Origin of the sequence: Quatrionicoccus australiensis (genome assembly GCF_020510525.1) — a bacterium.
Taxonomy (GTDB): domain Bacteria; phylum Pseudomonadota; class Gammaproteobacteria; order Burkholderiales; family Rhodocyclaceae; genus Azonexus; species Azonexus australiensis_B.
Genome location: NZ_CP075188.1, coordinates 1,661,426 through 1,675,478, shown reverse-complemented (window position 1 = coordinate 1,675,478; position 14,053 = coordinate 1,661,426). Strand labels below are relative to the sequence as shown.

Here is a 14,053-nt window from a genome sequence, read left to right as displayed (position 1 = left end):
TCACCAGGTGAAATTCCGCAGGCGGCGCGCCACCACCCAGTCGGCCAGCGGCACGAGAAGCAGGGTGGTCGCCGCCAGTCCCGCCACCACCCAGTGGGTCGGCAGACTGCCACCACCGGTCGCATAGGCCGCCCGCAGCCCCTCGCTGAGATAGGTGGTCGGCAAGAGCAGCGCCACGCTGTCGAAAGGCGGAATCAGCATGGCGAAGGAGTAGAAGGTACAGCCGAAAAAAGTCATCGGCATCATCAGCAGGGAAAAAATGTCCTGCCCCTGTTTTGGCGTGGCCGGTGCCAGCAACACCACCACCGCCAGCAACGAAAATAGCAGCGAGCCGAAAAAGCAGAAATAGGCGATCAGCAGCCAGTTTTCCGGGACGATGCCGAGGATGATCCAGATCAGGCCGACCACCACGGCGGCGCTGGCCATGCCGTAGAGCGTGCCGCTGGCGAGCAGGGCCAGCAACAGGGCGCGCACGCCAACCGGCGAGAGCAGCCAGGCTTCCATGGTCCGGAAGTAAAAGCCGGACAGGATGGAACTGCCGACCACCAGATACGGCGCGCTCATCAGCGAAATCGCCACCACCCCCGGTGCCATTACCGCTGCATAGTTGCCGGAATTTCCTGCCGGCAGCATGCGCCCCACGACATAGCCGAATACGAAGAGATAGATCGCCGGTTGCAGCACCATGCGCGTGAAGCTGACCCGCAACGAGCGGCACTCGACGGCGAAATTGCGGGCCAGCATGGCCCAGACAAAATTCATCGCCCATCCTCCGTGCTTGCCGCTTCCTCAAACAAGGCTTCCAGGCCACCACCCAGCCCGGTCACCAACGCCGTCGGCGTATCGCAGGCGACAATTCTGCCCTGGCGCAGCAACGCCACCCGGTCGCACAGGCGCTCGGCCTCTTCCATGTGATGGGTGGACAGGAAAACCGTGCCCCCGCCGTCGCGAAAGTCGCGGATATGCCGCCAGATGCTCGCCCGGATTTCCGGGTCGAGACCGCTGGTCGGCTCATCCAGGACCAGCAGCCGGGGCGAGGTGAGAAATGCCTTGGCCAGCATCACCTTGCGCTTGGTACCGCCCGAGAGGTGCATGATTTCCGCAGCAGCCTTGTCGGTGAGGCCGAGTTGCGCCAGCCAATGAGCGACCCGCGTCGTGATATCGGCCCGGCGCAGGCCGAAATAACGGCAGTGAAAAACCAGGTTGGCGCGCACATCCAGATCCACGTCGAGGTTGTTCTCCTGGGGTACCACGCCCAACTGACGTTTGATCGTTTCCGGCTGCTCGCCAGGATCCAGCCCCAGCACGCGCACCGTCCCCCTGCTCGGCCGCATCAGGCTGGCCAGTACCTTGATAAGCGTGGTCTTGCCGGCGCCGTTGGCGCCAAGCAAACCAAACACTTCGCCCGATTGCACTTGCAACGACAAACCGTCGAGCGCGCGCTGCCCATTGGGATAGACGACCCCCAGATTGTCGACAACGATAGCGGGTGACATTCCTACTCCACCCCGATGGCCCGGCGCAGACGACCGGCCTGCTCGACATCGGCCATGCCTTGCGCCAAATCCGGCGCCAGCGCCCGGAAAGTGGCGTGTATTCGCCCGCAGTAATCCGCCGCCGGCAGCTCGATATTGCCGTTCGCCAGGTAGGCTTCGGCATAGCATTGCCCGCCGCAGGCGCCCCGCACCGCACACGCCTGGCAACGCGGTCGCCCCGCCGTGGTCGCCGCCGCGAAGCGGGCTGCGATGTGGCGAGCGTGCGTATCGGGATAGTCATCGACGTGGCCCATGGCCAATTCATCGACTCCGACGAAATGTTCGCAAGGGTAGAGCATGCCGTCGGCAGCCAGGGCCAGGATGCCGCCACCTGCCAGGCACGGACGCTCCGCATCTTCACTAGCCACCGTGTGGACGGCCAGACGCAGGGCATGCTCGCAAGCCGTCGGCGTTTCGCCGGCCAGCAGCGCCTGCAAGCCGCGCCGGTTGAGGTCGGCCATGGCGTGACGCAATTGCTGCTGCTCGGTTGCCGACCAGATCACACCCTGGGCCGGCAACACGCGCACCGACTGGGCACCGAGCGCGGACAGAAAAGCGACCGTTTCCGCCACCTGACCGACATTGGCCGGCGTCACCGTCGCCCGCAGAGCAAACGGGATGCGCCGTTGCCGAAGCCGTTCGAGATTGTCCAGAATAACCGGGAATGCCGGCCGGCCATCGCGGAACACCCGCCCGCTGTTCGCCACGGCATCGCCATCGAGACTGATCGCCAGGTAAGCGATGTGCCTTTCGATGAAATCGAGCATCGCCTCATCGAGCAGGGTGCCGTTGGTGGTCAGGGCAAAGGACAGCCCGCGCCCGCTTTCGGCCGCGAGACAACTGGCGTAGCGAACGGTTTCCTGCAGTAAGGTGAAATTGAGCAGCGGCTCGCCGCCGAAGAAGGACAGGGTCAGCCGTTCGCCGGCCAAGGGCAACAGGCGCGCCAGGCCACGGCGCATGATGGCCTCCGGCATATGGCGTTCCGGCTGGCCGAAGCCGCCCCCGGCAGCGTAGCAATAGGTGCAGGCCAGATTGCACTCCTGGGCCACCACCAGGTAGAGATTGCGCAACACTTCAGACATGGGAAGGCGGCGGTGCGCCGATCATGCCGCGCACCTTGCGCAGCAGCCCTTGCGCCTGCGCGGGCCGACCCATGGTGTCGACGAAAGCGACCAGAACCTTCTCCGCCACCGCCTTGAAAACGGCGCAATGGCCGCGATCCGGCTGGCGAACGGAACCGCTCTGGAACCAGGCATTGGCGTAACAACCGCCACCGCACAGATAACGCGCCCAGCACCGCTGGCAGCCGTCGACCGAACGCAGATCGAGGCCGGCGAAATCTTCATGCAGACGCTGGAAATCCGGGCTGGCCGGATCGTCCACCCGCCCCATGGCGAAGGCCGACTGGCCGGCCAGGCCGTGGCAGGCATAGATAGACCCGTCGGCCATCACCGCCAGGTCGCGCCCGATATTGCAGTGACGCAGCAGGCGCCGCTTGGTCAGCAGGCCGGCGACGATCTGGAAGGTGTATTCGTGCCATGGTTCGGCGGCTTCGTCGAGGTCGGCCAGGTCCGCCGCAGCGTTCCCGGCCTGCATCGCCACGTAACGCTCGAACACCTCGCCGGCCAGCGCCCAATCGGCCTCTGCCGGCCCGAAGGCCGGGGTGAGGGCGGCATTGTCGGCTCCCAGGCTGCGCAGGTAGGCGAGGGATTCCCGGTAATGGGGCACCCCCTGGGCGGTCAGCGTTCCCTTGACCGTGACCCGCAAGCCGGTGTTTTCCTTGAGCAAACGAATCGTCGCCACCGCCCGGTCGTGAACGCTGTGTTCGCCCTTTTCGGCATGGCGATGCCGGTCATTGACCGCCTTGATGCCGTCCAGACTCACCGTCACCGCTACGAAATGACGATCCAGCAAGGCCAGGATCTCCCGATTCATGACCGTGCCGTTGGTGGTCAGGCTGAAATCGATGCGAATATCCCGTTCCCGCCGCAAACGTTCGGCGTAGTCGACCAGGGGTTCGATCAGGCCGACATTGAGCAAGGGTTCACCGCCATACAGCGCAATGGCATAGGGCACGCCCGGTCGCCAGAAGAAGCGGTCAATCGCCGCCTTGGCGGTGGCGAAAGACATCATGGCCAACGGCGCCACCGCCCGCCCGCGCTGGTTGTAGCAATACGTACAAGCCAGATTGCAATCGTGGGCGGTGTACAAACACAGGCTGCGCACCTCGCCTTCATCACCTCCAACGGGCGGCAGATCGGCTTGCCCCCTGCCCGCCTCCGCCGCGAGCATGGCAGCCGCCTCCGGCGGCGCCTCGCCATCCCCGGCCAGCCAGGATTTCAGGCGCTCGCCGATACCTTGCGGCACCGCATAGAACTTGCCGCTCTCCGGGAAATAGACGATGCCAGCCTCGGCGATGACATGACAATCAGGCGCCATGCACTTCGCCCAGCGCCCGGCTATCCGCCGCACCACCACGTACCGCCTCGCCCAGGCGACCGATCAATTTGCGACGCTGTGCCGGTTCTTCCATGACCGCCACCAGATCGGGCAATAATTCCTCGATGATGGTTTTGATGTATTGGCAATGACGCGCCACTGGCGGTGCGATGCTGCCATGCTCGGCAAAGGCATACTTGGCGCAGGAACCGCCGCACAGGTAGCGTGCCCAGCAATCACGGCACCCCTCGCGATTGTCCACGGTGGCATCGATGAACTGTTGGCGGATACCCTGATAACGTTCGCTGGATTTCAACTCAGGATCAGCAACATTGCCCATCTTGAAATCCTCCATGCCGACGAAACGGTGGCAGGGATAAACGTCGCCCTCCGCCGTCACCGCCAGCAGGTTGGTGCCGGCATTGCAGTGGTAAAGGGCATGGCGGCGGGAAACGAAGTAATAAAGAATGTAGAAGGGATATTCAAAGGCCACCGGGGCGTCTCCCTCCAGAATACTGGCCAGGCCGCGCCGGTTGACCGCAACGATTTGCTCCAGGAAACGCCTATAACGGGCGTCGTCGATATACAAGGGGCTGTCCTTGGGCACATCCACATCCACAATGCCGATCCCACCGGGCTTGAAAGTTTCCATGTGCTGGTAGATGTCTTCGACCTGTTCGCAGCCAGCACGGGTGACGATGGCGCGGAAGGACCAACCGAATGGCGCATCCTTCGTCAATTGGCGGATGTTTTCCGCTGCCTGGTCATGGACGCTGTCGCCCGACTTCGCCACCCGTTGGGCGTCGTTCAATGCCTTCGGTCCATCCAGGCTGAAGGTGACATCGCTGATGTGTTCCCGGAAGAAAGCATCGATTTTCGGGCTATACAAGGTGCCGTTGGTGACGATGCACAACCGGATGTCGGCCTTGCCATCCTCTCGATAGGTTTGCGCCAGCTCCGCAGTCTTTTCCATCAACGGAAAATTCATCAGCGGTTCGCCGCCAAAGAAGGTCACGTAATGCTGCCCCTCACCCGCCGAGAAAAACCGCTCGAAGGCCTGATTCATCACCGTCTCGCTCATGCGGCCACGCTTGCCGTATTCTCCTTCGCTGCCGTAGCAGTAGGCACACTTGAGGTTGCACTCCTGGCTGACGAAAAGATAGGTCGCCACTACCTTGTCGGTAATGTCCGCCGGTGAGCGTACCGGCTGGGCGGGTTTGGCACGTTCCATATAACGTTCGGCAAACCGGTTCAAGTCCTCCCAGCGTGCCGTTTCGCCGTTAGCCTCCAGTGTTTGATCCTCTTCCACCTTGCGCAGCACGCCGTAGCTTTCCGCATCGATGGAGAACAAGGCCACCGGCACGGTCAGAAACAGGAAATGACGATCGTCTTTCCGGAACGCATGAAAATTTGTTTTGTCCAGCATGATTCTTCCAAAAAAGGAGCCCGGCCACGGGCGATTTCATTGATGGATTAGAAAAAGGCGAGCCGGATTACCGGCGCGCTCCGCAATGGCACATCATGCCGCCCTGAGTGCCGCAGCAGGCACAGGCGGTCAATGCTTCAAATGCTTCGTTGCAGCCTTCCAGCGTTTCAAAATCGATTTCTTTGATTTCCATATCAATCTCCTTGAGTAGATTGCACGTGGCCGAGCAAAACGGTGATGACAGCACCCAATCAGAACTTCGCACTCAGACCGAGCCAAACATTCCGACCATCCAGGTATTCGTATTGCTGCTCGCCATAGCGTTTATCGAACAGATTGTTGATCGCCAGCGACAACTCAAGCTTGCGGGCAAACCCGCCGGCCGGCAGATTCACGCCGAACTTCATATCGGCAACAAAATGGCCTGGATTGCGGGCATCCGCCGTGTTCTGGTCGTTGAAATAGTAGGCCGCCACATGGCGACCGGAAATGCGGCCATACCAGCTATCGGAAGGCGCATAGGTAACGCCCACATTGAGCTTGTGCGGGGCAACCCGTTGCAGCCGTTTGCCTTCCGTCAGAAGATCACCCGGATTTTGTTTGATCTTGGAATCGGTATAGGTGTAGTTCACGTAGGGATGCCAGCCGCTGGCCAATTTCGCTTCCATGGCCAATTCCAGGCCATTGACCGCGACTTTGCTGACGTTGCTGAACTGCCTCTGCACCCCCACCGTGATGACTTCAATTTTGTCGGTGTAATCGGTGTGATAAATCGCCGCCCGGGTGGCCAGGGGGCCTTCACGGTAATTGGCGCCCACCTCGTAGGTCACCGAGGTTTCTGGTTTCAACCCGGCGTTATCGAGCCAAACGCCGCCGCTGCGGAATTTCAGCGAGTTGAGCGCCGGGACGTAAGCCGTGCCTGCGGTGGCATACACCGAAGCGGCCTCGGTCAGGCGGTAGCGTGCCCCGACGCGCGGGTTGAACACATCGTCGCTCGAATTCTTGCCCGTTGCGACTCCATCGCGGCTATCGCCGAAAAACCGGTAATGATCCCAGCGCCCGCCGAGCAAAACCGACAAGGCTTCCGTAAACCGGTGTTCGTCCTGGATGAATAACCCGGTCAACTCGCTCTTCGATGAGCTCTGCTCGGCCGGAAAGCCAAGAAAGGCGCCGGTATAGTCGGCCGTAGTTGTGTATTTTCCCAGACCGTAGCTATAGCCAAGGGAAAGTACATTGTTCCGGGCAAGACGAAGATCTGCCTGCAAATCGATGGAATCGCTGCTATCGGTTCGATTATCAAATTCGGCCAGGGACAGGTCCCCATTCGCCATATACGCATCGGCATCAAAAAACACCCGCGCCTTTTGCTGCAACTTGCGATAGCGAGCCTTGACTACCGCCCAGTCACCGATCTCGGCACGGTAGCCCAGGTCGTAGCTTTCCAGCCGCGCATGGATACGGTAGTTGGGATGGCCACCCAACCAGGCTGATTCGATATCCGAACTGCGGATGCCAAAGGTGATTTCCTGATTCTCGGATGGCCGCAAACCGCCGGTCAGAGCGATTTTTTTATCCTGGCCATCGCGCGCGCCCAAATCCCTGGTTCCCCAACGATCCGGCTCCGGCTGCGCGACGTAACCATCTGTGCGGTAATCACTGACCGACAACCTGAAATCGGCCACATCCCACGCCCCGCCGACTGCACCTCCGACCAGGGTCGAGCCATGACTTCCACCGCCGATCTGCACTTCCGCTCCCGGCGTGCCCTGCCATCGCCTGGACATCAGGTTGACCACGCCACCGACGGCACTCGGACCGTAAAGTGCCGAAGCCGGCCCTCGAACGACCTCAATGCGCTCAACATCCTGGACGGCGAGTGTTTTCATACCGTAGTGAATGCCGGTAATCGGCGACTCCAACGGCATGCCATCGAGCAAAACCTGGCTGGTCGAGCCACCGTACGACCCGCCTATGCCGCGCAACATAACCGACTCGCTTCCGGCTAACGACGCCGTGTTGCTGACGTCGACACCTTCGATATTGCGCAGCAGGTCGCTGATAACCGTGGGCCTCTGGCTGGCAATATCCTTGGCAGTGATGACGCTGACACTGGCCGGCACATCGTCAACCCGCCGCTCCGTCCGCGTTGCCGTCACCACAACTTCAGCCAGGCCATGTTCGATCTCGGCTGACTTCACCACCACGTAACTGCGCTCACCGTCCTTGCGAAAATCCAGCCCGCTGCCGAGCAGCAACTTGCGGAGAGCGGCATCGACGCTCATTTCACCTTTGATTGCGCGTGCCTTGGCAGCCCCCACCGTCTCGGCCGCAAATACCAATTGCACTCCGGCCTGGCTGGCCAGGTCACGCAGCGCGGAAGAGAGTGGCTGAGCCGCGATATCGACCGTGACATCCGGAGCGGCAAAAACTGCAACGCTATGGCAAGCCAGGATCATTGTGGTGATCAGTAGTTTCCGCAACGCCGCCGGGCGCGCCCTCGATTTGCTTTGCAACACGTATTTCCCCCTGGTTATGGCAAAACGGCAACGAAATGTGCCTCTACCTTCCAAGACGAAATCGCCGGACCTTTCCCTACCTCTCTCCCCCGAAAAACAGGCGCCTGCGGCAACATGCCGCATTGGAGATGGCGGCCTCGGCCATTAGCATTTGCCCATGCCCTCCTCCCTCGCTTCCAGCCTGAATAACCAGATTTGCCTGACGCAGCTGTATCGCGATCACTTCGACGAATTGCGCCAATATCTCAGCCGTCGGCTCGATTGTCCGGAAGCAGGACGGGATGCCGCCCAGGACGTTTTCTTGCGCTTGCTGGTCAAGCCGCCCGAAGAAGCCATTTACAACCCCCGGGCTTTCCTGCTCCATGCCGGCAAAAATCTCGTCATCGACCTGCTGCGCGCCAGCCGGACCAGGCCGATCCTCGTTCCCATCGACGATTTCCAGGACAGCCTGCCCGACCCGATCGCCGATCCGGCACGCATCGCAGCGGCGCGCCAACAACTGTTTGCCCTGGCCAACGACATCCAGTCGCTGCCGGCCAAATGCCGCCAGGTCTTTTTCCTGCATCGCTTCGACGCCCTGACCCAAAACCAGATTGCCGAGCAGCTAGCCATTTCGGCTAAAACCGTGGAAAAGCATCTGGCCAACGCCATGCTCCACTTGCGCCGACTCCGGGCCGGCCAGTTGGTCTGCAATTGACAGCCCGCCCGGCCCTCCCGAAAATCCGGCGCATGCCGCCGTCCGCGCCCCCCTCTCAAGAGCAACAAATCCAGGAAGAAGCCGCAGTCTGGTTTGCCCGCCTGCGCGGCGAATCGGTTTCCGGACAACAACGGGCCGCCTTCGCCAGATGGCTCGCCGCCAACCCGGCACATGCCCGGGAGTTCAAGATCCTCGAACAAATCTGGGACGACTCGGCTCACCTGCAGCGGCAAGCCCCGCCGGCACGGCAAGCGTTGCGCCGTGGCCTGGCCCTGGGCTGCGTCATCCTCGTTTGTGGCTGGCTCGGCCTGCACTGGTTGGACGGACAGGTGTCGACCGAAGCCGGCGAAGTCCGGCACGTGCAACTAGACGACGGCAGCGAACTCGATATTGCCCCCCAAAGCCGTCTGCGCATCAGCATCGATGACAAGCAACGCCACATCGATCTGCTGGCCGGCGAAATTGCCGTCAACGTCGCAGTCGACCGCCAGCGGCCCTTCGCAATCACGGCAGGCGGCAATACCATCCGCGACATCGGGACCCGCTTCGCCGTCCTGACCGACACCCGACACACCCGCGTCACGGTAGCCGAAGGCATTGTCGACATTCTCCCCGCGGCCGAGGCGCAGCCGCCACTACGCCTGAACGCCGGGGAAGCCGCGGTTGTCGAAAACGGAAAGATCGGTCCGGTACACAACATCGAACGCCGCAGCGCACTGAACTGGACCAAGGGACAGCTCGCCTTCGATGCCGCGCCGCTGGCCGAGGTCATCACCGAATTGAACCGTTTCCGTAAACAGCCCATCGTGCTTGATGACCCTCGTTTGGGGGAAATCCGCATCAGCGGCGTTTTCCTGATCAGCGACGAGGCCACCGCGCCACGCGCCCTGCAACAAATCGCGCCCATCCATTTCGTAGCGAGCAATGGGCGCCTGCTGGCGCAGCGTAACAAGTAGGTCAGTCAACGCGCCCGCCACCACCTGTCCGCGACAGCCAGACCTACTTCGCCCAGGCCGGCTGCAAGGCCGCGATCTTGCGGACTTCCGCCTCGGCCACGCCAGCCGTTGCGGCGAACTCCGGCCAGCGGGCGACGGCTGCGCGGATTTGCTGCAGGCGGTCGCGGGCGCGGCGGATGTCGTAGGTCTTGGCAAGCGCCAGCAGATCGTCGACGCCGATGTCCCAGGTCTTGCCGCCGACCTGCATCTGGTGCTGGCGTGTCCATTTGCCGGCGCCCGGATTGTGCGCGAAGCAGGTGTCGTAGGCCGGGGCGAGACGCCACTGACCGGTACTGTCCATCAGGAAACCGAAATTCTTGGTGTGGTCGTCGCAATTGACGATGGCGACATTGAAGGCGCAGCGCGCCCAGGCCTGTTCCAGCGCATCGGCGCCGAGGCGCAGGCCGAGCACGCTGCGCAGGTATTGCTCGTAGCCATGCACGTAGGGCATGTTGAAATCGAGGTGCAGCAGGCCGCACAGCGACTGGGCGTGCAGCTTGGCATTGCCGTCGCGGTCGAAACGTTTGGTCATGAAATGCGCCCGGCCGCCCTCTTCGAGCAGCCGGCATTCGCTCATCTCGATGCCGGCCGCCGCGGCCATCAGCGCGTGCGCGTACTCGATGCGGCCGAAACCGGCCGTGGTGCCGAGTTCACCGTCGCCGCCGACATCAAACTTGAGCAACCAGTGCTCGAAGCCATCGGGTACGTCGAATTGTCCGGACACCACCTGGTTGGTCTGGCGGTTCCAGCCGATCACTGCCTTGGCGCGCGCCCCGCCGGCCGAACTGCCGATATCGATGATGTCCTGGGCGATGCTGGAAAACTCGCCCTTGAGCGCCCGCCGCGCATCCTCGACCAGGTGCGCCATGTCGAGCGGCAGGCTGGCCGCGGCGCCGCGCAAGGCCTTTTCGGCCGGCTCGAATTCAAGCGCGCCCATGCTGCGCCGCCCGACGTAAAGCAGGCGTTGCAAAGTCGTGATGTCGCCGGGCAGGATGCCGCGCCGGGCCAGGTATTCGTCGATCAGCGCATTGCCGAACTTGTCGGGCAGCGCATCGGCAAGCAGGCCGGGCAAGCCGTGAAAGGTTTCCCGGGCCAGGGCCGGAAAGCTGAAACGCCGCTTCGCCTTGAGCGGCATCAGGATGGGCGACAGCTCCAGCCCGCGCTTGGCAAATTCCGGCGCGTAGCTGAATTCGTAATAGCCGGGCTTGTTGCGCAGCGGCGCGACGGCACCGGCGAACTGGCCCCAGAGATTGACCTGAACGGCGCGGATATCGTCCATGTTTACGCCTTATGCGAACGCGGCGCGCGCTGGCGGACCCGCGCCGATTTTTTCTGCGCCGCAGCCAGCACGTCGAGCGGGCTCGGGCTGTCGGCGTCGGGCACGAGATTCTGCAAGCCGTCGAGCAGATCCAGCGCGCGCAGGATGGCGATCAGGTTACGCAGCGTGATGGCGCCGGTTTTCTCGAAGCGCTTCAACGGCGTCAAGCCGATGCCGCTCTTCTGCGCCAGGTCGGCCTGGGTCAGCGCCGCACCGTTGGGCGAAACGCGCCAGGCCTTGAGGCTGGCGGCCAGTTGCGCGGCCAGCTCATCGTTGGTCATCCGATAGATATCCATAGCCTATTTTTAGATCATTAAATTCAATTTAACAGCCTTACAGACTAATTTTAGATCACAAATCGAATACACGAAACAATAGTCTTATTTTAGATCGTTAACCGCATATTCAAGATTTAAAAGACTAATTTTGGATCTTTAAATAACAAACAACATCGAAGCAGCTGAACAAGCGGAACGCCACCCGGCCATTACCACCGTCATCCAGCCGGCGGAATTGCCCTTGCCGCCCGCCACCCTATGATAAATTTGCGCCCGACTCGATTCAGGATTTGCCGCAACACCATGACCGACCAGCTCAATCTCTTCGATGCCAGCGCCAAAGCGGCGGCCGGCGAAACGCAAACCGTCGCCGCCGAGGCCGCAGCGCAAACCCTTGCCACGGCAGAGCCGGCGCCCGCCGATCTGCCCGATTTGCCGCCCGACAGCGGGTCGACCGTACCGCCGGCACTGCCGCCGTCGGCCTCCGGCCCGGCCGACGACATTGCCTCGCCCGCCGACTATGCCGCCCGCCGCTATCTCGAATACGCGATGAGCGTCGTCACCGGCCGCGCCCTGCCCTCCGCCGCCGACGGCCAGAAGCCGGTGCAGCGCCGCATTCTCTACGCCATGCACCGGATGGGCCTGTACAAGAGCCCGCGCCACGTCAAATCGGCACGCGTCGTCGGTGACGTGATCGGTAAGTATCACCCGCACGGCGACTCCTCGGTCTATGACGCGATGGTCCGCATGGCCCAGGACTGGAGCCTGCGCTACCCGATCGTGGACGGCCAGGGCAATTTCGGCTCGCGCGACGGCGACAACGCCGCCGCGATGCGCTACACCGAAGCCCGCCTGACGCCGATTGCCGAACTGCTGCTCGCCGAACTCGACGAAGGCACGGTCGACTGGAAGCCTAATTACGACGGCGCCAACGACGAACCGGCGCTGTTACCGGCGCGTCTGCCCTTCTGCCTGCTCAATGGCGCGTCCGGCATCGCAGTCGGCATGGCCACCGAAATCCCGGCGCATAACCTGCGCGAAGTCGCCGCCGCAGCGGTCAACCTCGTCAAAAACCCGAATTTCACGGAAGACGAAGTCCTGGCGCTGATTCCCGGCCCCGATTACCCGGGCGGCGCGCAGATCATTTCCTCGCCCGAGGAAATTGCCGCCACCTACAAGAGCGGCCGCGGCAGCCTGCGCGTGCGCGCCAAGTGGAAGATCGAGAACCTCGCTCGTGGCCAGTGGAAGCTGGTCATCACCGAACTGCCGCCGGGCGTCTCGACCGCCACGGTGATGTCGGAAATCGAAGCCTGCTCCAACCCGGTCGCCAAGGAAAAAGCCGGCAAAAAGGTGTTCACGCCGGAACAACTCAATCTCAAGGCGGCCTTCCTGTCGTCGATTTCCGAATCCGGCGTGCGCGACGAATCCGGCAAGGAGCACGCCGTGCGCCTGGTCATCGAGCCGGCCAGCTCGCGCCAGGGCCAGGACGACCTGGTGCGCATGCTGCTCGCCCACACCAGCCTGGAAACCAATGCCTCGATCAACCTGACCGTGCTCGGCGTCACCGGCACGCCGCGCCAGGCCTCGCTGTACAGCATGATCGCCGAATGGTGCCGCTTCCGCCTGGCCACCGTCGAACGCCGCACGCGGCATCGCCTGACCGCCGCCGAAAAGCGCATCCACATCCTCGAAGGCCGGCTTGCCGTGCTGCTCGACATCGACAAGGTGATCAAGGTGATCCGCGAGTCGGACGACCCCAAGGCCGACCTGATGGCGCACTTCAAGCTGTCCGAGATCCAGGCCGAAGACATCCTCGAAATCCGCCTGCGCCAACTGGCCCGGCTGGAAGGCATCAAGATCGGCGAGGACCTCGCCAAACTGCGTGAAGAAGCCAAGGGCCTCAATCACCTGCTCGACTCCGAACCGGCGCTGCGCGCCTGCGTCGCCGCCGAAATCGAAGCCGATGCGAAAAAATACGGCGACGATCGCCGCACCCTGATCGAGGCCGACGCCAAGGTCACCATGTCGGATGCCAAGACCGTCTCCATCGTCGACGAGCCGACCACGCTGATCGTCTCGAAACACGGCTGGCTGCGCTCGCGCCAGGGCCACAACATCGACCCGACGCAACTGACTTTCCGCTCCGGCGACAGCCTGCTCGCCTGCCTGCCCTGCCGTACGGTCGACCACCTGATTTTGCTCGATTCCAACGGCCGCGCTTATTCGATCCCCGCCTCCGACATTCCCGGCGGCAAGGGCGACGGCATTCCGGCCACCTCGCTTGCCGACTTCCAGGATGGCGGCAAGCCCTGCCTGGCGCTGGCCGTCAAGAACGAGGTGCTCTACCTGGTGGCTGCCGACGGCGGCTACGGCTTCCGCTGCAAGGGCGAAGACTTCATGTCGCGCGGCAAGGCCGGCAAGGCCTTCCTGACGCTGGGCGAAGGCGAAGCCCCGGCCATCTTCATGCCGGCCCCGGCCACAGGCGAAATCGCCTGCGTCACTAGGGATGGCCGCGCCCTCGTCTTCAACATCGAAGAAGTCCGCCTGCTCGCCAAGGGTCGCGGCCTCAAGCTGATCGACGCCGCGCCGGGCAAGACGGCGCTCGAGGAGATCATTCCGGTCGTCGACGGCGCCGCCGCCAAGCTCAAGGGCGAACGTCTGGAAATCTGCCGCGGCAATCGCGGCGGCAAGGGCAAGCTGGTACGCGCCGCACGCAAGTAGGGCTCGCCCGGCGGTCAACGTAAAAAACAGGGCAAAAATGCCCTGTCCAGCTTGTTCCCCCCCCCTGAATCGGCGAAAATTCAGGGTTCCAGGCTTTTGCCCCGCAGCAACCTCATTTCCAAGGATTT

General features: G+C 62.6%; 12 protein-coding genes. 3 read left to right on the top strand and 9 right to left on the bottom strand.

Translation table 11 applies throughout. The features are described from left to right. The 7 genes from KI612_RS07930 to KI612_RS07905 form a co-directional block, all read right to left on the bottom strand. Positions 1-762 carry an ABC transporter permease gene (locus KI612_RS07930; protein WP_226443272.1) on the bottom strand — a complete coding sequence of 254 codons (762 nt, stop codon included), beginning with the start codon at positions 760-762 and terminating at the stop codon, positions 1-3. Beyond that, positions 759-1,496, bottom strand: coding sequence for an ABC transporter ATP-binding protein (locus KI612_RS07925; RefSeq protein WP_226443271.1), 738 nt, complete (start codon positions 1,494-1,496; stop codon positions 759-761). The genes KI612_RS07930 and KI612_RS07925 overlap by 4 nt, the downstream gene beginning before the upstream one ends. 2 nt (positions 1,497-1,498) lie before the next feature. After that, positions 1,499-2,617 carry a radical SAM/SPASM domain-containing protein gene (locus KI612_RS07920; RefSeq protein WP_226443270.1) on the bottom strand — a complete coding sequence of 373 codons (1,119 nt, stop codon included), beginning with the start codon at positions 2,615-2,617 and terminating at the stop codon, positions 1,499-1,501. Beyond that, positions 2,610-3,974 carry a radical SAM/SPASM domain-containing protein gene (locus tag KI612_RS07915; RefSeq protein ID WP_226443269.1) on the bottom strand — a complete coding sequence of 455 codons (1,365 nt, stop codon included), beginning with the start codon at positions 3,972-3,974 and terminating at the stop codon, positions 2,610-2,612. Before KI612_RS07915 ends, KI612_RS07920 begins: the two co-directional genes overlap by 8 nt. Next, on the bottom strand, positions 3,964-5,400 hold the full coding sequence (locus KI612_RS07910) for a radical SAM/SPASM domain-containing protein (RefSeq protein ID WP_226443268.1): 1,437 nt from the start codon (positions 5,398-5,400) through the stop codon (positions 3,964-3,966). Before KI612_RS07910 ends, KI612_RS07915 begins: the two co-directional genes overlap by 11 nt. Before the next feature lie 67 nt (positions 5,401-5,467). Next, a complete protein-coding gene (locus KI612_RS19835) occupies positions 5,468-5,593 on the bottom strand; it encodes a hypothetical protein (protein ID WP_264180832.1) in 126 nt (41 codons plus the stop codon). 58 nt (positions 5,594-5,651) lie between these two features. After that, positions 5,652-7,913: a TonB-dependent receptor domain-containing protein gene (locus tag KI612_RS07905; protein ID WP_226443267.1), complete on the bottom strand. Its 2,262-nt coding sequence runs from the start codon at positions 7,911-7,913 to the stop codon at positions 5,652-5,654. 160 nt (positions 7,914-8,073) lie between these two features. Here KI612_RS07905 and KI612_RS07900 point away from each other — a divergent pair, with 160 nt between their 5' ends. After that, a complete protein-coding gene (locus KI612_RS07900) occupies positions 8,074-8,613 on the top strand; it encodes an RNA polymerase sigma factor (RefSeq protein WP_226443266.1) in 540 nt (179 codons plus the stop codon). A 32-nt stretch (positions 8,614-8,645) separates the two neighbouring features. Then, positions 8,646-9,569, top strand: a complete 924-nt coding sequence (locus tag KI612_RS07895; protein WP_226443265.1) for a FecR family protein — start codon at positions 8,646-8,648, stop codon at positions 9,567-9,569. A 43-nt stretch (positions 9,570-9,612) separates the two neighbouring features. Here KI612_RS07895 and KI612_RS07890 read toward each other — a convergent pair whose 3' ends face one another. Next, positions 9,613-10,887, bottom strand: coding sequence for a type II toxin-antitoxin system HipA family toxin (locus tag KI612_RS07890; RefSeq protein ID WP_226443264.1), 1,275 nt, complete (start codon positions 10,885-10,887; stop codon positions 9,613-9,615). Between the two features lie 2 nt (positions 10,888-10,889). Continuing rightward, complete coding sequence (locus KI612_RS07885) at positions 10,890-11,207, bottom strand: helix-turn-helix domain-containing protein (protein ID WP_226443263.1); 318 nt, start codon at positions 11,205-11,207, stop codon at positions 10,890-10,892. A gap of 300 nt (positions 11,208-11,507) precedes the next feature. On the opposite strand from KI612_RS07885, the gene parC reads away from it, so the two are divergent. Further along, on the top strand, positions 11,508-13,925 hold the full coding sequence (parC, locus tag KI612_RS07880) for a DNA topoisomerase IV subunit A (RefSeq protein ID WP_226443262.1): 2,418 nt from the start codon (positions 11,508-11,510) through the stop codon (positions 13,923-13,925). The last annotated feature ends 128 nt before the right edge of the window (positions 13,926-14,053 follow it).